Below are 23,430 nucleotides of genomic sequence, written 5' to 3' on the forward strand. Positions count from 1 at the left end.
TGGACCGTCGTGACAAAGGACAGGTCTCTGTCCGCCCAGTGGGAACACATGGTCGCTGTAACGCCTTCAGGGTATGAGGTGCTTACGGCTTGGCCAGGAGGCACAGGTGCTTACGCGCCGGTTTGACCACTCAGCTTGGGCGAGGCCGGGCCCCAGGCAATGGCGTCAATGCGGACAGGTGGCTGATGGTTTCAGGTCTTGCATTGGTCATGTGGGAGCCGCTGTCGAAGGTCTGTTTATGGCCGCATCGCGCCAGTCAGAATTGGTTGCGTCGCGGGCGAAACCACCTACCCCTTCCATCGAGCGGCCATCAAGCGGAGTACAGTTAGCCTTCGCTCATAACCAGAGTTGGAGCGCATTTCGTACCACTCCAATGGAATTCATAGTAGGTATCCTTCTCGCATTGGCAGTTTCGCTGTCAGCCTCCTTCATCGGGCTTGATAGAGACCGCGCCTTCTATCCAACCGTGTTGATGGTCATTGCCTCCTACTACGGCTTGTTCGCAGTCATGGGCGGCTCAATGCAAACACTTGCCGTCGAGTCAGCGGCGATGCTGGTCTTCCTGGCGATTGCTTCGGTGGGGTTTAAGCGCAATTCCTGGCTGGTTGTCGTCGGTCTGGTTGCACACGCCATCTTTGACTTCGTGCACGGACACATCGTCGACAATTCGGGCGTCCCTCGTTGGTGGCCTGGCTTCTGCCTCGCATATGACGCAACTGCTGGTGCGTACCTGGCCGCTCTTCTTCTTCTTCGAGCAAAGACTCAGAAGAATGCGTCTAACCCTTTCATAGAGAAGATGCCCAAAAGGCAGCGACTTTTGGCCCGCCCTCGTGTCAAACGTAAGAGGTAGACTTAAGACCGAAGCCGGAAATCTGCCTTGGACGCACCAACCACCAACCGCTACCGAGGCGACTTTGTCGCCTGGGTTGGTGGGTGCGGGTTCATCGGCGAGGGCCGGGGCGCTCCGATTTCGCCTCACTCTCACTACGCGATACAGCTTGTGATTGGCGCGCCGACAGGACTGCGCGTTCAGTTCGGCCGGCGCGCACAGTGGCAATCCTGCCCGGCAGCGCTGGTCCCATCGCGAGCGACGCACAGCATTGACGTCAATGACTGCGAATGGAGCGCTGTTCTGTTCATTGAGCCGGAGACACCTGAAGGCAAGGCACTCTCCTCAAGGCTGCAAGGCGGACTTGAGGTTCTCGATGCTGACTTAGTTGCGGCGAGCGCCAAGCGTCTAGACAGGGCTTGGCGCATTGAGAAGAGCTACGACGCGGTCAAAGCCGTGTGCCTTCAACTCGTGCAGGACATCTCGCAGACTACCTTGCGCGAGCCATCAGACCCGCGCGTATTGGCGGCCGTTGAATACATCCGCCAACGGGTAGACCAAACCGTTTTGCTGTCCGAGGTCGCTGAAGCGGCGAACCTGTCTCCGGGGCGATTCCGGCACCTCTTCGTGGAAGAGACCGGCATGCCTTTGCGGACGTACCTGTTGTGGCGGCGGCTCTTGCACGTCTGGACGCTGTTGATGCAAGGCGAGACGCTTTCGACTGCAGCCCATGCTGCCGGGTTCGCGGACTCGGCGCACCTGTCCAGGACGGCACGTTCGATGTTCGGCCTCGCACCCTCAGCCCTGCAGATGAACGGACCGCTCAGTGCCCGCTCGCGAATGCCGCAGCATCACTTGGGCTGATTTACCGGGCCAGTCAGCGTACCCAGGAACGCGACCAAGTCCTTGACGTCGTCGGCGGAGAGTTGAATGGCTTGCCGCTGCGCGTGCGTTTCCCCGGTCTGCGCCAGTTCGCTGTGGCCGATGACGGCTTTGGGCGAGGCCGCGTAATGCTGCACGACCTGCTCGAGGGTGGCGAACTGACCGGCGTGCATGTACGGAGGCCTGGCCGCAACGTTGCGCAAGCTTGGGGTGCGGAACGCGGCGAGGTGACCAGGGTCGTTCGTCGACAGGAACTGTAGTTCACCGCATTGCTCCGGTTTTGCGTCGCTATAGCGACTCAGGCAATTGAATTCATCCTTCAGGAGCTTCTTGAGCCCTTCGGCCCGTCCGCGGTCAGGGTTGGCCGGGTCGATGGGTGGAACGCCGGTGTTATGGAATGCATGGTCCGTGAGGAGTGGTCCGTTGTGGCAGGTCACGCACTGCCCCTTGGTCAGGAAGAGGCGCAATCCCCGAACTTCCTGCCCGGTGAGCGCCTCTTGGCCTCGCCCGTCGCCAGCGACTGTTGCTTGGGCGTACTGGTCGAAACGTGACACGCCATAGGAAACCAGCCGTTCATAGGCAGCGATTGCCTTGCCCATGTTCGCGAAGACTCGATTGACGCTGTCACGTGTGGCCGGTGCAAGCGCGGCCCAGGCGGCGCGTTCGGCTTCGGTTCCGCTTGGAGACGCGTCGTCCGGCAGTTTGCCGACTTCAGGTACTGCGCCGAACACCTTGCCGTACTGGTCCTTGTACTGCGCCAGCACAAGCCTGACGAAGCGGGCACGATTGCCACCGTGCTCTGCCGCGTCTTCAAGAGGTCCGAGGGCCTGCGACCAGGCGCTGTCCTTGCGCCCGTCCCAAAACAGGAAGGAGGAGTGCGCGGCACCCATGACTGGCATAGTCCGACGTTTGCCGGTTCCGATTCCTTTGCCGAACTGACGCCCATCTTCGAACTGGTTGTTGGCAGCGTGGCAGCTGACGCAGGCGACCTGGCCATTCTTGCTGAGCCGGGTGTCATTGAAGAGTGCGCGCCCAAACGTGGCCGCCTCGGTGCGCTTCTCGTATGCGTTCGAAGCGTCTGCTGGCCGTTCGCCAGCCTCTTTCAGGCGCATTGAGGCGATGGTGGTGACTTCCTGAGCTGACCACCTGTCCCGCAGCGGCGCCTGCTTCAAATCCTGCGCGACCAAGACGGAGACGGCAAGAGTGCCAGCCGCAGCCGCAAAGCCGATGACGCGCCTGTTCATGGCGCGCTCACTGCCACCAAGGCCGGGTTTTTAATCATCGTGTTGAAGGTGACCTTGTCCACGCCCTGAGGGCCCTGGATGGTTAACTTCAGCTCCCACCAGCCTGTCATGCTGAACTTCATCCCGTCCAACGCGTAGGTACCGTCTTCAAGCTCGCGAGTCACGCGAGGTTGGGTGGGCAGCCCGTGACCGTGCTGGGGCATACCGCCATCGACCAGGAACTTGGCGCCATGCACTGGCGTGCCTTCTGGCGTGGCAAGCTTCACCTTCCAACTGTGCATCTGGTTGATGGCCGGCATCTGAGCAGGCGGCACTAGCGCCACACGGTAAAGGTCGGAAGCCGATTTCTTGTCGAGAGAAAGGTTCAGGTCCGTTGGCTGCGTGACACAACCGGTCATGAGGGTGGCGAGCGCAGTCAGGGCAGCCGAAGCGGTGAGCTTACGAAGCATGATTTTCCCGGATGCAGGTGTGTTTGCGACTCGAGCAGCGTCGAGCGCTTGTTGCAGGTCCTTCGGAACAGGCATGCGCCGGAACGCACTGACGTCAGTACCGCCGGTGTTGCCTTCGGGCACGAGCCCAGGGGCCGTGAAGATGGAGGCCGCCACCGACCGCCAGAGTTGTCCGTAGGCTTCGCCGTACAGGCTGTTGCGCAGCGCAAACCGGAACATGCGCCAGTGCACGCGGACATGCTCGATGGTTGTCGCTTGACCCAGCACATGTGCTCGCTCCAGGTGCTGGAAGGACGTGTAAAAGTGCCCGCAGGCTTCTGCTGCTTTGGCCGCAGCGAGTTCTGTATGCACACTGGGCTTGATGCGAATTGCGAAGGTGGTCACAAGGTGCTCCGAAGGTTGGTTTCGATGCACTTGATTCTTCCTGCTCCCAGCCCTTTGGGCTTGAACGAAGGGGCTGTTTTGGCAGCCCTTTTGTTCAAGTCGAAAGTTCCTCCCCTCCTGCAGGTGGCGGACGGGTCACAGCGCTGGTCGCTGTCGAGTCGCTGAGGATTAGCTTGGATTCCGGTTCACGTTGCACTTGGTCTCGCGAAGGGGTGCGACCCACCCAGGCGCCATGCAGCCGGCTCCCGGATTAATTTGCCCTCAGCTTTAGGGACGTTCTTTTGAACGTCCGCTTGTGCCGCGAGGTTCACCTTCGGGTACGGTCAAGCTCGAACGTTGAATGTCAGCAATCGGGCTTACTCTTGACGGCCTGCTCCTGGTCGATGGCAAGTGCTCCAGCCGACGAAATCATCGCCACATTGTTGACCGTCGGCCTGTCGATGCCAACTTCAGGCTTGGAGTCAGCAATCCCGACTGGCGTAGGTCGGCTGTCAGTCCACCTCTGCCTCAAATCAAAACAGGTCGCCTGTTGGGTCAGCGGGCTTCTGCGTTGGAACGGGCGGGGACTTTTTTGGCCGTTTTTGAAGCGGCGCGGGGTCCCCGACCAGTTCGCCATGCCATTGTTTGCAATATTTCTCTTTGGCTTCAGCTACCGGGCAGGTAAGCCACTCGTGGAAATCCGCTGGCTCCAGGATGACGACCATCCTTTTCTCGTCGTCAGGGGCGTGAAATTGCTTCATGAACGGATGGTCGTCAGCGTTCACGGTCAACATTGAGAACGCGAACATCTCCCGACCATCAAGATTGGGATACTTGCGGTATATCCCCGCAATGCCCATCGGCTCGCCGTTGGCTTTGCGAATGCGCCAACGGACAGACTGGCCAGTCTCGTCGTATTTTGGCTCGTAAAAAGCCTCAGAGGGAATGATGCAACGGTGACCTTCAGCCCAAGCCTTTTTGTAAGTGAATTTGGTGTCAACAGTTTCAGCCCGAGCGTTGTACGTGTTGCGGGCCCATTCGACCTTTGCAATGAAATCGGGCACAAAGCGAAAGATGCCGTCCGCAACTGTGCGGACCAGTTCGCCCGAGTCCGTGCCGTCCGGTGCAAGCCGAAGAAATGGCGCGAGCCCCGAGGGGAAGACTTCGCGCGTAGGCTCGTCAATGCCACGCACCACTCCAAAAAACTGGAGGAGGCGCTCGGCGCTGGTGACTGGGACGTAGTTGGCGCACATGGGTAATGTGAATCTTAGCGTTTGCTGCAAAAGAACGGTCGAGTCTCTCCGTTCAGTGCGGAGCCGGAGGTCCGACTATCATGTTCACCAGTGAAGTTGAGAAAGCACTTTGAGGGATGAGACTCGCAACCGGAATTGGATTTATCGTATTGGCTGCCGCGCTGGGGGCTGCGATGCTGTGGACGCCCGGCGCAATGGGCGGTTGGCTTCCGAATGGAGCCATGGTGGGTGCGGGACTCGGCGTTATTGTGGCCGCTTGGGTTGTGGGAGCGTGGTTGCGCAATCGTCAGCGCCGGCGGTTGATGGATACGCGAGATTCGGCACTTTGGTAAAACGTCAAACAGACGGCGGCCAAGCACCATCGTTTGCCCGGACGACGGCACCTCAGACCTGAGTCGAGCGCCCGTCGATTGCCCCCTGGGTGTCCCGCCTTCAATTGAACGCAATGGCTGGATATCCATAAAACCGGTGACTTCAGAAGGTGCCGCTTGAACAATGGCGTTGACCCAGTTCAACGGTGGTCCGCCCGAGGTTTTCAGGCTGCGGCATCTCTGATTTGACGCAAATCAATCAATCAGTAAATCAGCTACTGAAACGTACTGAAATCCTCTCCCATCAAACGCTATCGCGCTTGGAAGGAGTATTCCGCGTGAAACTTGATGAACCGGACTGAGCTCTACGGGGGGCTAGGGCGGGACTTGCGGGCTACGGTCCAAAGCAAGATACTGCCAACCGAGCAACAATTTCGTTGCTCTCGTTGTCCGGAGGTTAACTATGCAATTTGCAAGCAACGCACCACCCAATGCACCGAGCAAAACCCCTAATCCGTCAGGCAAAGGCCGTGGCAACAACCCGCCAAAAGGGAAGTAAGGCAGAGGGTAAAAATTTGCGTTTACCCACGCGAAGAAATACGTTGCAAGCTCCTTGCGCCGCGTCGCGTGAGCAAGGCAACAGGCTAATGCCCGGCACCCAACGCCGCTCCGGCCAAAGAGACAACACGCCCAAGTCGGTGCGAAGCAGTCGATTAACCGCTGGCGCTGGACATCCGCGGAATCAGGCAGCACAGAATGTCGCTGCAGTGACATCCGCAGCGCACAGAATATGCCGACCGGTTCCGCAGGTCTTTGCTACTGCATAAACCACCAATGAAATCAAAGCCTTTTGCTTGTTCACGACGGAGACATTGGGCGGTTGGAGCTGCGGCGCCAGGGTGCATTTGTCAAATTTTCGACTGTCGAGTTTCTTTACAACCCCATCTACCTGTTGACCCGAATCTTCAAAATAATTGATGAAGCGTGCGCCTAGTCATTTGATTTCATTGAATATTTCTACAGAGCAATCCTCGATGGCGCACAAATTGCTTTAAGTCAAGTGTTTACAACTGCTTACAAAAAGGGAGTCTTCTTGATTACTAGGAAACTAATCGCCGCAGTATTGCTGGCAGCAGCCGTAACGTCCCATGCTGGAGTTGTCGTCGGGGGCTCAACCCTTGTCGACTCAAGCGGTCTGGCACAACTTGAGAGTTGGCTGGGGCAAGGCCAACTCACCCTGACCAACATTTTCACCAAAACTGTCGGCAGCACGGGCCCAAGTTTCCACGCAGCGGCCGATGGCAAGGGGCCTACGTTTTCACTGATGAGCGCATCGGAAAATGGCGGAGCCACCTGGAAGACGATTGGCGGCTACAACCCGTTGAGTTGGAGTTCCAGTTCCGGCTACAGCTACTCAGCCAACCCAATCGATTGGACCGCGTTCATATTCAATCTCACCGATTCAGTGGAAAAACTTCAGACTGGCCCATACCAGGCATACAACCACGGTGCCTACGGCCCAATCTTTGGTGGCGGGTTTGACATCTATGTCGACCCGGCATTGTCAACAGGATATTCCTTCGGGCATTCCTACGGGACCGACTATCAAAAATCAATTGTTGATGGCTCTTCGTACAACGGCGTAAACATACAAATCGCCGCGCTGGAGGTTTTTACAATTTCACCATTTGCTGTTGTCGATGCCGTGAATGCTGTGCCCGAGCCCGGCACCATGGCCCTGACCGGCTTGGGACTGCTCGGGGTGGCAGCAGTGCGACGCAGAAAAGCAAAGATTGCCAGCGAGTTGGTGGCGTAGACGCCCTTATAGACGCGTATGAGTGCGCCGGCCTTAGCCTGGCGCTGCAAGTTACGGGCTTCAGACGTCGATAGCGCGGTCGAGAAGAGCAGCTCTTCAGCGGGCGTGGGGAGGCGTGTGGATTTCATGCAGGGTCGGTCGTTTTTCACTAAGAAGTCAGTTTCGGATGTCGCTGGGGCGCTAAAAAAGAAGCTGATTTGTCGTCTAGCCACTTAGTTTCTTCTCATCGCAGCTCACGCCCGCTCACCCGGCTTCATCGTGAATCACCAAGAAACCGGAGCTCCAGCCTCAAATTGCCGCACAGGCACTAAGAAGATGCAAGTTTTGTCGCTTAGACACTAAGAACCCGCCCGGCTGTGCTGCCGGGAACTCTGTAGCAATCGAGCTATAGCTGCGTACAACGCTGGCAGCGCTTGGACGGACCGCGCGCTGCCGTGCAGTGGCTGACACCCCACCGAGAGTTACTAAGAAGGCGTGCCGGCCGTCTCTACTGGTCTGCGTTTCTTGAGTGACCCCTAGCCCGTCGGGGACGCTATTCAAGCGCTTCCACAAGCCGCAGACTTAAAGGGCATCGCTGTTCATACCTGGCGGGTCCGCCAGGGAGTACACGTGGCCACTGCGGTTGAGAGCCAGGCGTTTCAGCGGGTCGAGAAGAACAAGGGGCATGCTCACTCGGCACCTGCAGCTTTCACGCACGAAGCCCGTCAAGTGCCGCGTTGGTGGATTGCCCGGGCCATCGAACGGCGCCTCATACACCAACCCAGCGTCCAGGGCCTTGTCGGGCTCCAGGTCGACCGAGCCGACTTTCCATGAGGTGTTTCGGTAGGCAACGTGGTCTTTCGGACACTCTAGGCGCCGGGGCTGAGTAACGGCCCAAAAATCTCTGGAAGAACGCCCCAAATGGGTCCGAAACCCGTGCCAGTGCTAGGTCTACCCGTTTTCTTGGGCCACCAGAGTAGTAAAACCCCCTCTGCGGCGTCAGCCCCACCACGCTGGGCGGGGTCTCAGAGCAAGGCCTTGCACCTGGCGGCGGGACTCCAAGCCAAACGCAAACACGACTTCAGCCATGCGTTCATGACGGATACGCGAGATTGGATGCTTTGGTGAGAAGGCAATGCGCGCTCCAGTATCGCAATCGTTCGCTTGCTACCAAATTGATATTCCGTCCAGGACCGCGGACACGTTGCACCCTCCAGAACCGCGCTGCGAGCGCCAGCCAATTTGGCCGCTCCAAAGTGAAAACAGTTCAGTGGCCACGGAAGCTCACCCTTCTGCCCCAAGTATTTTTGCTATTGAAATCAACACACGGTAGGCGCTGCCGTTGTCTGGCTTGGCCGGGTCGTACCGGTGCTCCAAATACTCCAGCGCTGGCCCTATTTGGTCGGCCGTTAACTCGAGTTCTTCCGCCGCAGCCGTGAGCACTCGGGCGTCGGGGTGCTCATACCCGTCGGCCAGGTCCCCGAGGGCAGCCAGGGCGTAAAGGTATACCGCTTCAAACGCAAAGTCTGCCCGCGAACGCCAAGGCGTCGCCTCACGCTGGGCATCTTTCATAAACGCGTCCGCTATCGTGCGCCGCCCTTGCGATTTCTTGTCAGAGTCAGTCATTTTTGGCACCAATTTTGTCAAGTCCAAGTTCTGTAATCCCGGTTCTTTCATGTATTCGCAAAAAGGTAGCACAGGGCCAAGGTGGTCCGGAAGCGCCTGGTGCGTCATCTCGATTTCGCACAGGCTCAGACCTCAACCAGGCAGGCCCACTGAAACGCGTTATTCTCAAATACGAGTTCTTTGGCGTTCGACGCCGAGTGTCTGTTGCGCGCATAGCCGGCAGGGTTGGCGACGACTCTGCAGCCAAGGACACTGTAGTCAAATGAGTCATGGACGTGGCCATGAATCCACAGGTCAGCTTTGGGCAGGAGTTCGCTCAAATTGCTGACGAACGCTGCATTCAGGGCTTCGCCGACGTAGCGGGGGTGGACTGAAAGGCGATGGGGCCCATGGTGGCTGACGACCACGGTTTTGCCATCATAGGGTTTGTTCAGCTCTTGCTCGAGCCAGGCACGTGACAATTCATGTTCGTCGAGCGCTTGCTGAGCAGTAAATTTACCAGTGCCAACGCGAATTTGGTAATGGTCATTGATTCGCAGTTCAGCGTTCTCCATCAGTTGGCGCTGAGTGCGATTAAGTTCCAGTCGGTAGTCAGTCCAAAGCGTGGTACCGAGGAAGCGAACGCCGCCGAAATCTGCAACGTCATTGTCCATAAACGAAATGCGTGTTCCAGCTGCAGCTCCTCGCAGGGCCGCACGGGTTTTTTTGAAATCGGCGCCGTAAAATTCGTGATTTCCGGGCAAATACAGCACAGGAACGGGCCAGTTTTTGAACAGCTCAATTGCTTGGGTACCGTTAGCAATGTCGCCGGCCAGCACCAGAATGTCGGCATCCACGGCAGGCGAAATCAGTCGCTCTCCGGGGAACTGGTCCTGGAGGAATTCGAGATGGAGGTCGCTGGCAATTTGAAGTCTCATGTTCAGGCTTGAGTTTTGATGTTGGTGTCGACTGCTGCTTGCAATCGCAGTGCGATTGCAAGGAGCCCATTGAGCCGGTCGTGCCCGCAAAGTGGCTCGTACCAGTCTGCAAGATGCTTCACCGCTATTGCCATGTCCCCAGCGTTCCAGTCCAGCCTTTCCGCTGCCCCGGTTAGTACGCCCGGGTGTGGATGCCGGAGTTCTTCGTCCGCCCCGGCCATTGCGACACGAGAGTACATATACGCGGCGTCAAAAGCGGCATCGGCTCGTATGCGCTGCGGCAGCTCTTCGCGCTTCGCCTCTTTCAGCCAGCCGTCACCCGTGGCGCGGAACGCTTCAAGTTTTTCCGGTGTCATGGGCCGTATTTCCTATCCTGAACCGGGCCAAACCACTCTGGCAAGGCGTGATGTGCAAGATGGATTTCCGAACCAAAAGGGTAGTGCCTTAGAAGTGCTCGTGCCTGTTTGCGAACGGCGTCTGGAACGTCAGGGGTTAGCCGTTGGCTCATCAACTCCTCCAGGAAACGTCTGGTTTCAATAATCGCGCGGGTTCGCTCGGATGGGATAGTCATGAGGTCAGGCGTCAGGGTAGGGGTTGTCTGCAGAACGACAGGTGGCGGTGCGAGCCACGGCAGAAATCGACGAAAGAAAGTACGTCGACAGGCGCGGGAGAATGCCTTTTCGACGGCTTCGCAGTCCGTGTGCCAGTACCAGACGCTGATGGCATCCAACTCAGCGGAGACGGCGTAACCGTCGCTATGCTGGGAGCGCCAGCCTGTTTGAAAACCCCAGAGACTGAACAATTCAGTTGCCATGTTTGGTCATGCCCAAGAGTATGTGCACTGTTTCCAGTCCGTCGCCGGGCCCGGGCAGGGAGTGCTTAATGCTCATCTCAGCACAACCCCTGGGTCACCCCCGCTGTCGTCGTCGAACTCGAGCCAGCTTGTGCCGCCTGGCTCGTAGCTGTCGATGCTCGTGTCAAGCTCCTGCAGCCGCACAGACTGCACGACACTGAGGTACGGCCCATGGGCGCGTATTTTCATCTCGGCGTCGTATCGAACGTCTCTCCGCAGCACAACTCGCGCGTCCGGATTTTGCTTTTGCAGAAGTGTTATTAATTCAGCAACTTTCATTCCAGTTCCTCTATCACTATCACGTCCAGCGGTGGCCTGTCGCCTCGGCACTGTCTCTACCGCAGGAGGGGAGCCTTCGAGGGCTGCCGACCGCCTCCCGCTTTCGAGCTCTTTGTCATCAAATTTGCTGGGCAATTGAAATTCACTTTCGTCATGGGAAATACACTTCCCACTTTCGTCATTGGGGTTGTCGCCCCCAAAATCCCCGGACTCAGCGCCGCACTTGTCGAAAAAGTACTCTGATGACTCTTGACCCTGCGTTTTGCCAAATTCCGCTGACCGATGCAACGCTTCGTCTGGTAGGAGGCTATCGATGACCTTCCCGTGCTCCCTCGGCTCAGCATTGGCGAGTACTGCATACTGCTCAGGGGTGAGCGGTTCGAATTCACTGTCACCAAATTTGTCGAAATCCTCGGACTCCGGTACGCCACGGGAGCGCAGCCAGGCAATGACGCGGAAAGGCCACGCGTGGTGCAGCCACAAGTGAAGGCGAAGGCGGGTCTCAGGCCAGTCAATCATGCGCACATCTCCTTGAGTTTTTGTTTGAATTCAGCTTGCACGGCTGGGTCGCTTATGCCGGCGTGCTTGTGCGTTCGAGCGTAGTGCGGAAGCGCGTGCTCCGGCCAGCCAATATGCACGTCATCAAGCGCTAGCCAGTCCCGGGGCTTGCGCCGCATTACGTCCTGCCAAACCTGTAGCCCACGTGGGGTATCAACAAACTCCGCGCGTGACATCCTGCTGTGATACGTTGCACCAACCACGCGCTGGCGTAACGCTGGGCGTAGATTTTTGGCGGATTTGGCACAGCCGTAGCGCACTACCCACATCGTGCTTAAAACAATCTGCACGTACGGATACGGCTCCAACATCTTCTCCAGCAGTTCGCAGTGCTGAAAAAGAACGTAACCCTCACCTTCGCACAAATATGGCCCGATAGTCGGGTGCCAAAGGCAATTTTCGTGATGCAGGACCCCATCGAAATCTAGGTATAGCAGAAGGTGTCCTGTGCCCTTCATTTCTGCACCATCAGTTTCTGGATTTCGTCGGTAGCGTCAGCGATACCGGTGAGCCACGAAGGCGCGTCAATAGTGACACGGACGGTGTCCTTCTTCTCACCCATGAAATCCGGTAACGAAAGCACTGCAAAACTCCACTGGTCGGCCGCTAGGAAGGGGAATCGGGCCGTGTTTTTCGGACCCGCCGCGCACCAGACGAGAAGGAGCCTGTGGCCCCAGGGCGTTTCGCCGTCACTTTCTGCACCAATGCTTGAGAAGCCGGCGTCGCTTTCATCCCAATACACGGTGCCCTGCACGTCCTTTGCCGATAGAAAGGCGGGGCAAATCGTTGCCGTATTTTGTTGGCCGCTTCGGCATTCGACGTACAGACTGATTTCCTCCAATGCTGTGCTCGGCTGTCCCTGTTCTTCATTCATCTATATATCCGGAAGATAAAAACGGAACTGTGTGCCAACTGAGCATGAAATCGCAAGGGGCATAAGACATGGTGGCACTTCATGCCGCGGAACGGTTTGTTGGCGCTAGCTACACAAGGTGACGGGACTTGCCGTCGCACCAATTGAGGCAATCAGATGAAAGACGGAGACACGAAGAATGAACAGAAAGTTAAGAACGCGCTGAAGCGAGGGGGCGCGCAACCGCTCGTGCGCGCGCTCGTTGTCGAGGCGGCGCGCAGAGGCGATACGCTGGCTGAACTGGCGAAACAGCTGGGGGTCACGTATGTGCGGCTGGCGCAATGGCGGCGCCAGGAGGCCGACATTGGCAAGGCGCATGCCTCGGTTCATGAACTGGCGGGGCAATACCTTGGCATTCCGACGGTGTTGGTCCTGGTGATGGCCAAAAAGGTTGGGTTGCTGCAGTTGGTCTGGCCGGCCACGGCCTCGTTGACCGAGCGCATCGGTCGGGAAATGGAGAAATTGCGTCAGAACCCGTTTTTTGGGGCGTTTGTTCCGGCGGAACTGGCCGCGGCGTCACCGGCGCTTCAACTCTTTGTGGTTTTCCTGGTCCACGAAATCGAAGGACGAGGGGCAAACGAGGCTTCGAATTACCGCTGGCTGCGGGCCCTGCACCAGGCAGCGGCAGGTGACTTGCACGGGCAAACTGAGCTGGATGAGCTGCGCAAGCAGTCGAGTGAAAGGGCAGGGATTTTCTAGTCTCTGGGTGGTTATTTTGATTTGCGCCCTTCTGCGGAGGGGCGCTTTTTTGGGCCGGAGGGTCGTCGTTCCTGGCGCCATGAAGCGGGGCTTGTTATTTTCATGAACCCATTTCATGCCGGAGCCCTATATTTCAAATATATTTGGTATTGAACCGATGAGCTCTTGTGCTGCTACCCGAGTTACGGTAGCCTTAAGCGACACCGGCGTTTCGAGAACGCAGTGGCAGCAACGGATACGAGAGGCCGGGGACAGGTCCCGTCCACTCCGCCATAGTTTAAAAGCCTTGTAACTCTTTGAGTTACAAGGCTTTTTGCTTTCTTTCTTCGTTACCATGTGTTCGAGACTTGCAAAAAAAGTTGACGCTGGACGTTGGGTGGGTGAATCGTTCGGTTTGACCCTTTTCATACATAAGTTATTCACGGTACGCAGTCTCATAGCAGTAAACTTATTCAGGATACTAAAGGACATGATGATGCGTAAAGATCAAATGACACAAGCGGAAATCGAGCCTACGGTCGAGGACGATGAGTTGATGGAAGACAGTCTCGTTGACTCGATCACGTTGCGGCCCGATGGCTATTACTGGCAGGCGCCGGACGGCAAGCAAGACATCGGACCATTTGAAAGTATCGAATTGGCCCTGGCTGACATGGAGGGCGCTGCTGAGGAGCAAGGGCCGGAGCCCGGTGAAACACTTCGGGAGGCCGAAGACGAGATTGGTATCTCCGACTGGATTGACCCCGAAACAGGTGAGCCCGCAGAAGGGCAGTCGCATCCACGTCTCGAAGAATAAACCTGCCGTGCGAGCTTGTTCGGCAGTCTGAATAGAGTTCGGCACAAGGACTAAGCTGGCTCAGCGCACACCCAGCGAACCTAAAAGTGCGTCCTTCAGTATGGTTTGGCTATTGATGGTTTTGAGAAGCCCCAGACTGTTTACGCCTGTGTTAATGACGGTAAGCGTCTGTATCCTCTGGTCATTGAGGCTGTTCTGAATCAATGTGCCCCCTCCCAATTGCGATCTGACGCCGGCATCCACAAAGTTGTCTGCGCCATTTTGCACAATGCCAGCCTCGGCAATGGCTGCGCTGGCGATTCTGGCCTGCTCCGTCGTTATCTTTGTCACGTCGGGCAAATTGAAGCTGGTTCTGTTGACGAGATCACCGTTGACCATGACGGTCCTGACGATTCCGAACGATACCGTCAGCCCTGAGCCAGTATCAAACCCGCCACGCATGTTATCCAGCTTTTCGTTGCTTACCGCCACCCACTCATTGGGCCGGAACGAACCTCCTTCGTCAGATTCGACACCTACGCCAAAGCAGGCATTCCCGGCTGTCAGCAAGAGACACAAGCTGAGCAACTCCTTTGGCAAATTGTTCTTCATGATCGTCCAATGACTAAAAATCACCAGGACCAAATTTACTCATGGTCACGCTACCGAGGCTGTCCAGATTGACCCCAACAGCCAAAGGTGCTCGAGGTGCCACTTGCCAGTCAGCATCAATATTAAATTTCGCCAGTTTCTGCTTGTTGTGAATCACAAACAGTATCTTATTGACCCAAGTAGATTCGAAACTGTCTCGCGAGACGGCCCGCGTACCATTTGAAGGATCTCCCATCAAAATCCGGCCGTCACGCATGCCCTTGATCACAACAAAATGGTGATAACCCTTGTCTGCGATCAAAACAATGGCTGGCAAACCCGACTCCAGTAATTTGGCAAGAGGCAATTCAAATCCATCAGCCTGAAACTGGTGCGCATTCAAATACGATTTCATGTCCAACAGCGAAAACCCCTCACGGCGAATTTTTGCCTGGTCGCCGCGTGCAAACATTTCCTCAAATACCGACTGCTCGGTCACGGGGTACTCGTAGTGGTGCGTGAGCAAGGTCGCCACTGCGGCAGATCCACAACTGAAGTCAAACTGCTGCCGCGTGGTCGCCTTGAAACGTGCTTCCTTCAGACTGGTGACCTTCAACGCATACCGTCCGCCCCCTATGCCATATAACTCCATCGTATCGGCATGAGCCGTTGCACCAGTTATGGCCACGCCGAACGCAATTAATAGGGATAAAGTTCTCATGGCTTACTGCAATTGCAGATTAAAAATAGTGGCGTTCTGAATCAGCACGTTCGCGCCCGAGTTCTGTATCACTATCGGAAGCCCGCTTGAATTGGCAAATGAGCCATCCGCAATGTAATTACTTCCTGTCGTGAAATTGCGGGCAGAATTGTCCGCCACGGAGCCGCTCAACTGCATATCGTTTTTAACCAGGTCAAAACCACCGCGATAGTCCTCCAATTGGCCGCTCACCAATGGCATGCCAAAACCGGAAACCTCAACCGGGACAGCGGGGACAACAGGTGGTTCGGCTGGCACGGTTATCTCCACTTGCATCACGGCAACCTCAGTCGCAATTTGTGCTGCCGGTGGCATGTCATCCGAAGGTACTACTTCACTGGCGAGGGACCAACCTGATGAAGAACATAACGCCATGACCAGGGCGGCCTTGGCGACAGTTATATTGGTTTGCATCTTCTTCTCCATGTAAGTGCCGATCGCCGGATGAAATAAACGTCATTCAGCGATCGGCCCAGCTGCTTACCTGCCCAGACTTAAGTTGGCTTGCACGTTAACTGCGGTCTGCACCATCGAGTTGATGCCGCTGTTTTGTACAGCTGTCATGATGCCGGCTGCGGATTGCCCGACGCTGGTCATGCTGTTGTACATGTTGAACTGGCCAGCATCAACTGTGTTGGTGCCGCCGTTGCCACCAGCACCGCCAAGCGCGCCGTTGCCGACTGCGCCAGCACCGCCGATACCACCTTCGCCAGTGCCACCAGCAGCACCAACTGCGCCGCCTGCACCTGCACCACCGCTGCTGGATCCACCAGCCGCACCAGTTGCACCAGCAGCACCGTTACCTGCGGTCGCGGTAGAGCTGCCATTGGTCGCGGAAGTCGAAGCACTGCCATTGGTTGCGGCACCACCGGCGCCACCAGCACCGCCGGTGTTGCTGGCTGTTCCACCGTTGCCACCGGTTGAAGTCGTTGCACCGGAAGTTGCGCTAGCCGTACCTGTGTTTGTACCACCGGTGGCCGATGCCGCGCCAGATGTTCCTGCCCCGCCAGTGGACGTTGGCGTACCCGTACTTGCGCCGCTCGAAGCTGTTGAGGCTCCGCCGGTACCTGCGCCGCCGCTAGCGGTCGTCGTACCGGTAGCAGCACCAGCTGTCGAGGTTGCCGTTCCAGTGGCTGCGCCTCCGGTGCTAGTAGATGTCTGGGTGTTTGCGCCGGTGCTTGCTGCACCGCCAGTACCCGTAGCGGTGCTACCCGTCGCGCTGTTGCTGCCAGTTGTAGCAGCTCCGCCACGTCTACCGCTTGAGGCCTCATTAGTCGCCTCGGCGCCGCCGGCTCCGGCCTTGGAGATCGAGTCAGCGCCACCGGTACGGGCTTTTTGGAGGGAGGATGCGCGGCCTGCTAGAGACTCATTCTCAGCCTTGGCGGAGCCGCCCTTGGCGGCAGTTTCACCTTCCGCAGACCCACCCTTGCCGAACGAGGCGGCGCGGGCAGAGCCGGTTTTGGATGCGTTTTCCGCCTCGGCGGAGCCACCCTTGGCTACACTGGTAGCGTCAGAACCCTTGGCCGACTGCAGGTTAGCTGCCTTGACGCTGCCGCCTGTTGCTTCAGACTCGCCGCCGTTGGCTCCCTTGGCGTTCCTGGCGTTGCCGCCATCACCACCGTTGCCAGCCTTGGCGCTGCCATTCTCGGCATCGCCAGCCTTGGCGCTACCGTTGACGGCGTCTGCATAGCCACCATAGCCACCCGACCCGCCGGCGCCGCCGTTACCGCCATTACCGGCGTTGCCACCGTTGCCACCGCTGCCGCCCGCGCCGCCGTCGCCGCCTTCGCCACCATGGGCGTGTCCGCCAGCGCCACCGTAGCCGTCACCACCGCGGCCACCTTTGGCTCCATTGGCGTTACCATAATTGGAGGCATTGTTGCCGATGTTGTATACAGTGTTGCCGGTTACCTTACCTTCGAGGTCGATCTTGGCAATCGCCTTGTTGGTATTGAAGGCGTTGTTGAAATTGGACGTGGCCGTACCGCCGCCGGCTGCAGCTGTGCCGTAATCCTTGGCTTCGGCTTCACCCTTGTTGTTCCGGTTGTCACCAGTACTCTTGTTGTTGTCCTGATCCGAACTGTTGGTCGAGGCTGTGCTGGCATTGTTGGCAGAGGCTGCCTGATCCTTAGCCTTGGATTCACCGCCAAAATTGCCGGTCTTGGTGTCAGTGTCGGTCTTTGTAATCGTCTTTGTGTCAGTGTCGTTCTTCGTAATCGTATTGTTGCTGTTCTTGGTGATGGTCTTGGTGTCAGTGTCGGTCTTGGTGATGTTGTTGGTCTCCGTGTCCGTCTTGGTGATGGTCTTGGTGTTGACACTGCTGTCCGCTATAGCCTTTGAATACTCATTGGCAGTAGGGCCGGTGTTCGCAGACTGTGTGGACGTCGCAGTCGCAGTTTGAGTATTGCTGTCGGCGGTCTCAGCAGTGTTGTTGTTGACGGGGTTCGCCCAAGCGGTACCTGCCCCAAAAGCCAGTGCTATCGCCGTCGCCAAGAGTGTCTTTTTCATGTTAGTTCCTTCAAAAGTTACTAGTTGAGATTTACATGGCTCGACGCACGAAATACGTCAATCCGTGCAACCTATTGCAACTTCAGTGCCAGGTAAAACATGGTTCCTGTAAGTTATTGATTTATAAGGAAAAAATATGTTTCCAAAGTCCTTGAGATCAGCTTTTTCGGTGATCAAAAACTTGAAAAATAGTCTCGTGACGAAGGTGGTGTATCAGCCGCGTTACAGTGCGACTTGTCAGGGGGCGCTACAGTATTTGAGATATCGCAAGAAGCACAAAATGTCTCCTTTAAATTCAAGGTTGGAGACCATTCCTCCGCAATTGGTGTGATCCACGCGATGTGTATCGTTGTTGAGACATTGGTTACCGACATGTAAAGATTGCAGACAAATGTGTGGCCCAGTGGACCACTTCCCTGTTTGAAATCGCGCGTTGGATTGCTGACGGAGTTCAGGGGCTGATGCCGTGTTTTTCCATCAAACGATAGAGCGTCATGCGGGACACCCCCAAATCACGAGCTGCGCGGCTGACGTTGCTGCCGCTGCCTTGCAGGCAAACGTGAATGGCATCACGTTCGGCGCGAATGCGGGCTTCCTCCAGCGGTTCGCCATTGCGCAAGCCTTTGGGCATGAGCAGGTCGAGGTCTTCCGGGGTAATCAGGCGCCCCTCGGACATCACCATGGCTCTTCGGATGCGGTTGATGAGTTCTCGCACATTACCCGGCCAATCGTGCGCCTTGATGGCGAGCATGGCCCGGTTGCCGAATCCTGTGAGCCTGGGATTCTTGTCATGCGCGAACACTTTAAAGAAGTGCGTGGCCAATAGCTCCAGATCTTCTTTTCTTTCGCGAAGCGCCGGCACTGACAATGGCAGCACGTTAAGCCGGTACAGCAGATCCTCCCGAAATATGCCCGACTTCACAGCGTCGTCAAGGCGCATGTGCGACGCCGCGATAACCCGCACATCGACCTCGATACTGTGCGACGAGCCGACCCGGTTGATGGTTCCCTCCTGGAGGAAGCGCAGCAGGTTCGTCTGCAACTCCAGTGGCAAGTCGCCAATCTCGTCGAGAAAAAGTGTGCCGCCGGCGGCAGATTCGATCAGCCCGCGCTTGTCTTTGGCTGCACCCGTGAATGCACCCCGCTCATATCCGAAAAGTTCCGACTGGATCAAGCTGGCGGGAATGGCACCGCAGTTCACGGCGATGAAGGGTCTGCCTGCTCTTGACGAATGGTCGTGAATGGCATGCGCCGTCAGTTCCTTGCCGCTGCCGCTCTCGCCTGAGATCAGGACCGGCGCAGTGGCATGGGCGACTTTGGTAATTTGTCGGCGCAAATGTTCGATGGCCTCGCTCTGCCCCACCAGAGCCATGTCGCCCTTGCCGGAGATCACTACGTCGGTCAGCCGGCTCAGTTCAGCATATCCGTAGGCATGGCCCAGGGTGTGGTTGAGCCTGAAGGGGTCAATCGGCCAGGTATGAAAATCAAACAGGTGCTGGACTATCAAGGCCCGACAGGCGGGCAGTTTGATCATTTCCGCTGGGAAAACACCAACCCATTGGGTTGATTGGTGCGCTTCCAGCAAGGCGTCCACTTCGGCGACATCAGAGCTCTTGGTGCTGTTGAGTAACAGGAGGCCTACCGGACAAGGATGATCGCCCAGCGCTTTACGGGCGGTACTCAGGTCATTGACGGCACGAACATCCCAAGATGAAAACAACAGGGCGGGAACGGTCAAGAGCGATGCATTCCCTAACGTCACGCTCACCAACATTCGCATCGACATGTGCAATTCCTTTTTCTTGTTCCCTTTGTGTCCTGGCTATTGCGTGCCAGCACTCTCGTTCAAGAGGCAGGCGCCACATTGATTCGCCGTAGCGTAAGCGGCACCTGTTTTTGGTGAATTGATATTTGTCACGATGTCCTATGGCTGTGGGCCATTGGCATCACGCCAATCCACTTTCCAAAGGACTTGATTTTTCTCAATGTTGAATTCGGCATGTGCTTGAACACTCATCGTGCGAATTGGGTCTTTTTGTGTTTCGGTTAAGTGGAGAAAAATAGTCATGACATATCTGAAACTACCTGCCCTCAGTGCAGTGGGATGCGCGATTATTTTGCTGCTGGGGGGCACGGTCCACGCGCAATCGACGACGGGTAATGCGCAGGAGATGGAGGCACGGCTGGAGTCGCTGACTCAGGAGCTGGCCGAGCAAAGAAAATTGCTGGCAGATCTGGAGTTATTCCGTCAACAATATTTTGAGCAAAGAACCCTGCTCAAGTCCCTGGAGCAACAGGTGACGCAACAGCAAGTGGTACTGGATGAATTGCGGGGCGTGATCAGTTGGGACAGGCTTGCCACTCAACGCGGTGCAGGAAAGGCCGGCGAGCCAGTGCTGTTGGCTCAGGCCCAGTCAAAGGAAGCGCCGGTTGGACAAGCACCCAGCACGGACGGGCGCCCGCCGGAGGTGGCCCCCCTGTTCGAGCAACCCGGTGTGCTCACCCCCAAAGACCACTATGTGCTTGAGCCCTCGCTTCAGTATGGCTACTCGTCCAGCAACCGGGTTGCCCTAGTGGGGTACACCATTATTCCGGCGCTCTTGATTGGGTTGATTGATGTGCGCGAAGTCAAGCGCAACACGGTCACCGCCGCACTTTCGGGCCGTTTTGGCGTTACCAATCGGCTCGAACTGGAAGTCCGGGCGCCCTATGTCTATCGAACCGATGCGACGGTGAGCCGCGAACTTTTTGAAGGAACGGCCACTGAGGGCGTGTTTTCTTCGAGCGGCATGCACATGGGCGACATCGAGTTGGGTGCACGCTACCAGTTGAACGACGGCGGCATCGACTCTCCGTTTTACATCGGCAGCTTGCGTTTCAAAACCCGCACCGGCAAAGATCCCTTTGATGTTGTAACCGACTGCAGTCAGCGCTGCGTCGGCACCAATGCCACCGGGACAGGTTTGCCACTGGACCTACCGACCGGCTCCGGTTTCTATTCTCTGCAAGCGGGCCTGACCGTGCTCTATCCTTCCGACCCTGCTGTGTTTTTCGGGAGCCTTACCTACTTGCACAACTTCGGGCGTGACAACATCAGTCGCAAGGTCTTGAATGGTGAAGAGGAGTTTCTGGGGTCGATCAAACCGGGGGACGTTCTCGGTTTCAACTTCGGGATGGGCCTGGCCTTGAACGAAAAGTCCTCCTTCAGCATTGGCTATGACCATAGCTCGGTGGGTAGAACCGAAAACAATGGCCAGGTTGTACCGGGTTCAGTCAGGACACAGTTGGGTACCTTGCTGCTTGGCTACTCCTACCGGCTCAGCCAGAAAACAACCTTGAATGTGTCGGTCGGCGCCGGACTCACGCGCGACACGCCGGATGTGTCGCTCACGGTTCGCTTGCCGATGAATTTCTGACCTGTCAGCCATTGGCCATGACGAAAATTCTGGTGCTCTACTATTCGCGAACCGGATTCACGCGAACCATTGCCCTACAGATTGCTGGCGCTTGTAGTGCAGACCTGGAGCCCATCGAAGATGCGGCCGAGCGCAACCCTGCAAGCGGCTATGTGCGATCGGCCCTTGAAGCGGCCCTGCATGTGGCGACCCCCATTCGACCCGCCCAGCATGTGCCGAGCGACTACGACATCGTCGTGATCGGAACACCGATCTGGTTCAGAAATGTTCCCAGTCCGGTACGCTCCTACCTCACACGGCATCGCCGTCAATTTCGCCGGGTGGCTTTTTTCTGTTCGCACGATGGCTCGGGGCAAGCCAAGGTACTGCGCGATCTTGAGTCGCTTTGTGGCAGGCCTGCGGCCGCCACATTGGCCATTGCCGATGCCGATGTCACAGGCGAGTTATACCGCGACCAATTGTCGGAATTTACCGACACGCTTAAGGACTCAGACGAATCGTACTGGCAGCCCGGTCGCGGTGTAAGGAGCGCCGCCACGTCCCCCATGGGTCTTTAGTCAGGCACGCCATGAACATCAACAAACCTGCAGATCTGCCGGATGCTGAGCCGGATGCCAAGCGTGAACGAGGCATGCGCCTTACTCGCAAAAGATACTCGTGTCGATTGCCGCTTGAGCTGGCGTCCCGGCTGGAGGCCCTTTGCGAGATGCATCCCGGGAAAACACGAGCCCAGCTCATGGGTGATCTGCTTGGCTTGGGCCTGGCTGAAGTTGAGCGCGCGTGGTCTGGGCGCGCAACAGGCGTGGTCGGATTTCATCCAGACACCCGTCAGCCCATCTACCTGCTGGGCGGGCCGTTTGCGGAGTTTCATGGTTTGATCCACAAGCATCACCTTGCGATGGAACACGATCTGGCCAAGGATGACCCAGAGGCGTCGTACCCGGTTGACGACTACACGCTGGGAGACGATACGTAGTGTCGTTTGACCAGGAGGCTAGGGCAGGTGCTGGCGCGCAACATGCCGTAGCAGGGCCGTCAGCCCCAGCGCCGCCACGGTCAAGCCGACCACCAGCGCAATCCAGAAACCCTCGGCCGCCAGCGGCTGCGACGGCGCCCAAGGGAGCCACGGCGGCGCCAGACCAAGCACGTAACCCAGCGGTAGCGAAAACACCCAGAACGCCGTGAGGTGAATCACCATGGGCGCGCGTGTGACCTTGTAGCCGCGAATGGCGCAGCTGGTGGCGACCTGCGTCGCATCCGACAGTTGAAAGACCGCAGCCCAAAAAAGCAGGTGCGCCGCCAGGGCGGCTACGGCCACGTCGCTGGTGTAGGCCGCTGCAATTTGTTGGTTGAATAGGGCCATGAAGGCGGCAGAAACCATCGCAAAAAGCAGGGCCACGGCAATGCCCACCCAGGCGCGAAAGCGTGCCGCCACCGGGTCGCCGGCGCCCAGCGATTGACCGACACGGGTAAGAATGGCCACGCCCAGACTCAAGGGCACCATGAACACCAGCGATGAAAAATTCAAGGCAATCTGGTGGGCCGCGATCTGGGTGCTGCCAAATTTTGCCACCAGCAGGGCAATCAGACTGAACGCGCTGGTCTCGGCAAAATAGGTGATGCCGATGGGCAAGCCGAGCTTGAGCAGGGCGCGCATCTGTGGCCAGTGGGGTGGCTCATAGCGGTCGAGCGGCCAGGTGCTGCGGTAGGCCTTGGCGCGCTGCATCCACCACAGCAGCGCCAGCAGGTTGAACCACACGCACAGCAGCGTTGACCAGGCGCAACCCAGGCCGCCCAGACGGGGAAATCCCAGCTTGCCGAACACCAGCAGCCAGTTCACCAGCACATTGAGCATCAGTGCCCCAATGGCAATCACCATCAAAGGTTTGGTCTGGTTCAGGCTGGTGCTGTAACCGTAGAGCACGCGGTAGCAGGCAAAAGCGGGCATGGCAAAGCTGGTGACATGCACAAAGTCCTTGGCCAGATCGCGCACCCGTGGTTCGAGCCCGAGATGATCGAAAACGGCTGTGGACAGGTTGGCGGCCAGGAGGGCGATGAGCCCCACGCCCAGCGCCTTCCACAGGCCCTGGCGCACCACATGCGGCACTTGGGTGAACTCGCGCGCGCCCACATGGTGGGCCACGATGGGGCTGATCGACATCATCACCCCCATGAGGGTGATGATGACCATGTTCCAGATCGAAACACCCAGGGATACACCGGCCAGGTCTTGCGCCGAGGCGTGCCCGGCCATGGCCACGTCCACCACGGCCATCGCCACAGTGGCCAGTTGACCGATCAGGATCGGCCAGGCCAGCAGCCACAGGGCGCGGGCTTCAGAACTGACTTGGGCGCGGTCCGGGGTGGAAAGAAGTCGACGCAGGGTCGCGGGCGAGGGCATTGGCTAAG

25 protein-coding genes and 1 pseudogene are annotated in these 23,430 nt (G+C 57.5%); 9 read left to right on the forward strand and 17 right to left on the reverse strand.

Annotated features, from left to right (window positions below; all coding sequences use genetic code 11):
• The 3 genes and pseudogenes from C5P05_RS34590 to C5P05_RS17535 form a co-directional block, all read left to right on the forward strand.
• Positions 1 to 126, forward strand: a pseudogene (locus tag C5P05_RS34590) (type I methionyl aminopeptidase); the annotation flags it as partial.
• A 112-nt stretch (positions 127 to 238) separates the two neighbouring features.
• On the forward strand, positions 239 to 850 hold the full coding sequence (locus C5P05_RS34050) for a hypothetical protein (RefSeq protein ID WP_198674765.1): 612 nt from the start codon (positions 239 to 241) through the stop codon (positions 848 to 850).
• 27 nt (positions 851 to 877) lie between these two features.
• Entirely contained in the window at positions 878 to 1,693 is an 816-nt protein-coding gene (locus C5P05_RS17535; protein WP_114971131.1) for a helix-turn-helix domain-containing protein, read from the forward strand.
• On the opposite strand, the gene C5P05_RS17540 is transcribed toward C5P05_RS17535, so the two are convergent.
• From C5P05_RS17540 to C5P05_RS17550, 3 genes are all read right to left on the reverse strand, one after another.
• Positions 1,681 to 2,955, reverse strand: a complete 1,275-nt coding sequence (locus tag C5P05_RS17540; protein ID WP_114971132.1) for a cytochrome-c peroxidase — start codon at positions 2,953 to 2,955, stop codon at positions 1,681 to 1,683. The two genes, C5P05_RS17535 and C5P05_RS17540, sit on opposite strands and share 13 nt — an antisense overlap.
• Entirely contained in the window at positions 2,952 to 3,788 is an 837-nt protein-coding gene (locus tag C5P05_RS17545; RefSeq protein WP_114971133.1) for a DUF3703 domain-containing protein, read from the reverse strand. The genes C5P05_RS17540 and C5P05_RS17545 overlap by 4 nt, the downstream gene beginning before the upstream one ends.
• Positions 3,789 to 4,300: 512 nt before the next feature.
• Positions 4,301 to 5,020, reverse strand: a complete 720-nt coding sequence (locus tag C5P05_RS17550; protein WP_114971134.1) for an SOS response-associated peptidase — start codon at positions 5,018 to 5,020, stop codon at positions 4,301 to 4,303.
• A gap of 1,404 nt (positions 5,021 to 6,424) precedes the next feature.
• Here C5P05_RS17550 and C5P05_RS17560 point away from each other — a divergent pair.
• Positions 6,425 to 7,147 (forward strand): PEP_CTERM-anchored TLD domain-containing protein, encoded by a 723-nt coding sequence (locus C5P05_RS17560; RefSeq protein ID WP_157979369.1) that lies wholly within the window; start codon positions 6,425 to 6,427, stop codon positions 7,145 to 7,147.
• A gap of 1,263 nt (positions 7,148 to 8,410) precedes the next feature.
• On the opposite strand, the gene C5P05_RS17565 is transcribed toward C5P05_RS17560, so the two are convergent.
• The 7 genes from C5P05_RS17565 to C5P05_RS17595 form a co-directional block, all read right to left on the reverse strand.
• Positions 8,411 to 8,752: a hypothetical protein gene (locus tag C5P05_RS17565; RefSeq protein WP_157979370.1), complete on the reverse strand. Its 342-nt coding sequence runs from the start codon at positions 8,750 to 8,752 to the stop codon at positions 8,411 to 8,413.
• Positions 8,753 to 8,877: 125 nt separating this feature from the next.
• Entirely contained in the window at positions 8,878 to 9,669 is a 792-nt protein-coding gene (locus C5P05_RS17570) for a metallophosphoesterase (protein ID WP_114971137.1), read from the reverse strand.
• A 2-nt stretch (positions 9,670 to 9,671) separates the two neighbouring features.
• Positions 9,672 to 10,025: a hypothetical protein gene (locus C5P05_RS17575; RefSeq protein ID WP_114971138.1), complete on the reverse strand. Its 354-nt coding sequence runs from the start codon at positions 10,023 to 10,025 to the stop codon at positions 9,672 to 9,674.
• Positions 10,022 to 10,483 carry a BPSL0761 family protein gene (locus tag C5P05_RS17580; RefSeq protein WP_114971139.1) on the reverse strand — a complete coding sequence of 154 codons (462 nt, stop codon included), beginning with the start codon at positions 10,481 to 10,483 and terminating at the stop codon, positions 10,022 to 10,024. Before C5P05_RS17580 ends, C5P05_RS17575 begins: the two co-directional genes overlap by 4 nt.
• Positions 10,484 to 10,555: 72 nt before the next feature.
• Entirely contained in the window at positions 10,556 to 11,320 is a 765-nt protein-coding gene (locus C5P05_RS17585; RefSeq protein WP_114971140.1) for a hypothetical protein, read from the reverse strand.
• A complete protein-coding gene (locus C5P05_RS17590) occupies positions 11,317 to 11,817 on the reverse strand; it encodes an HAD domain-containing protein (protein WP_114971141.1) in 501 nt (166 codons plus the stop codon). Before C5P05_RS17590 ends, C5P05_RS17585 begins: the two co-directional genes overlap by 4 nt.
• Positions 11,814 to 12,233, reverse strand: a complete 420-nt coding sequence (locus tag C5P05_RS17595; RefSeq protein WP_157979371.1) for a hypothetical protein — start codon at positions 12,231 to 12,233, stop codon at positions 11,814 to 11,816. The genes C5P05_RS17590 and C5P05_RS17595 overlap by 4 nt, the downstream gene beginning before the upstream one ends.
• 156 nt (positions 12,234 to 12,389) lie before the next feature.
• On the opposite strand from C5P05_RS17595, the gene C5P05_RS17600 reads away from it, so the two are divergent.
• Together C5P05_RS17600 and C5P05_RS17605 are read left to right on the forward strand one after the other, a co-directional pair.
• On the forward strand, positions 12,390 to 12,971 hold the full coding sequence (locus tag C5P05_RS17600; protein ID WP_114971143.1) for a hypothetical protein: 582 nt from the start codon (positions 12,390 to 12,392) through the stop codon (positions 12,969 to 12,971).
• A gap of 490 nt (positions 12,972 to 13,461) precedes the next feature.
• Entirely contained in the window at positions 13,462 to 13,767 is a 306-nt protein-coding gene (locus C5P05_RS17605) for a hypothetical protein (protein WP_232834555.1), read from the forward strand.
• 60 nt (positions 13,768 to 13,827) lie between these two features.
• Here the strand turns inward: C5P05_RS17605 and C5P05_RS17610 are convergent, their stop codons facing one another.
• The 6 genes from C5P05_RS17610 to C5P05_RS33755 all read right to left on the reverse strand — a co-directional run bounded on the left by C5P05_RS17610 (position 13,828) and on the right by C5P05_RS33755 (position 19,673).
• Positions 13,828 to 14,358 (reverse strand): hypothetical protein, encoded by a 531-nt coding sequence (locus C5P05_RS17610; protein ID WP_157979372.1) that lies wholly within the window; start codon positions 14,356 to 14,358, stop codon positions 13,828 to 13,830.
• Positions 14,359 to 14,371: 13 nt separating this feature from the next.
• Positions 14,372 to 15,058 (reverse strand): C39 family peptidase, encoded by a 687-nt coding sequence (locus C5P05_RS17615; RefSeq protein ID WP_114971145.1) that lies wholly within the window; start codon positions 15,056 to 15,058, stop codon positions 14,372 to 14,374.
• A gap of 3 nt (positions 15,059 to 15,061) precedes the next feature.
• Entirely contained in the window at positions 15,062 to 15,511 is a 450-nt protein-coding gene (locus C5P05_RS17620) for a hypothetical protein (RefSeq protein WP_232834556.1), read from the reverse strand.
• A 66-nt stretch (positions 15,512 to 15,577) separates the two neighbouring features.
• Positions 15,578 to 17,605 (reverse strand): hypothetical protein, encoded by a 2,028-nt coding sequence (locus C5P05_RS33750; protein WP_157979373.1) that lies wholly within the window; start codon positions 17,603 to 17,605, stop codon positions 15,578 to 15,580.
• 451 nt (positions 17,606 to 18,056) lie between these two features.
• Entirely contained in the window at positions 18,057 to 19,391 is a 1,335-nt protein-coding gene (locus C5P05_RS17640) for a sigma-54 dependent transcriptional regulator (protein WP_114971148.1), read from the reverse strand.
• Between the two features lie 138 nt (positions 19,392 to 19,529).
• Positions 19,530 to 19,673, reverse strand: coding sequence for a hypothetical protein (locus C5P05_RS33755; protein WP_157979374.1), 144 nt, complete (start codon positions 19,671 to 19,673; stop codon positions 19,530 to 19,532).
• On the opposite strand from C5P05_RS33755, the gene C5P05_RS17645 reads away from it, so the two are divergent.
• From C5P05_RS17645 to C5P05_RS17655, 3 genes are read left to right on the forward strand one after another with little or no spacing between them, the layout of a single operon-like run.
• On the forward strand, positions 19,672 to 21,021 hold the full coding sequence (locus C5P05_RS17645) for an acetate kinase (RefSeq protein ID WP_114971149.1): 1,350 nt from the start codon (positions 19,672 to 19,674) through the stop codon (positions 21,019 to 21,021). The two genes, C5P05_RS33755 and C5P05_RS17645, sit on opposite strands and share 2 nt — an antisense overlap.
• Before the next feature lie 17 nt (positions 21,022 to 21,038).
• Positions 21,039 to 21,578 (forward strand): flavodoxin family protein, encoded by a 540-nt coding sequence (locus C5P05_RS17650; RefSeq protein ID WP_114971150.1) that lies wholly within the window; start codon positions 21,039 to 21,041, stop codon positions 21,576 to 21,578.
• Positions 21,579 to 21,589: 11 nt separating this feature from the next.
• Positions 21,590 to 21,997 (forward strand): hypothetical protein, encoded by a 408-nt coding sequence (locus C5P05_RS17655; RefSeq protein ID WP_114971151.1) that lies wholly within the window; start codon positions 21,590 to 21,592, stop codon positions 21,995 to 21,997.
• A gap of 18 nt (positions 21,998 to 22,015) precedes the next feature.
• On the opposite strand, the gene C5P05_RS17660 is transcribed toward C5P05_RS17655, so the two are convergent.
• Positions 22,016 to 23,422, reverse strand: coding sequence for an MATE family efflux transporter (locus C5P05_RS17660; RefSeq protein WP_114971152.1), 1,407 nt, complete (start codon positions 23,420 to 23,422; stop codon positions 22,016 to 22,018).
• Positions 23,423 to 23,430 lie beyond the last annotated feature (8 nt).

The sequence above is a fragment of the Rhodoferax ferrireducens genome, assembly GCF_003347515.1.
Classification (GTDB): domain Bacteria; phylum Pseudomonadota; class Gammaproteobacteria; order Burkholderiales; family Burkholderiaceae_C; genus Rhodoferax.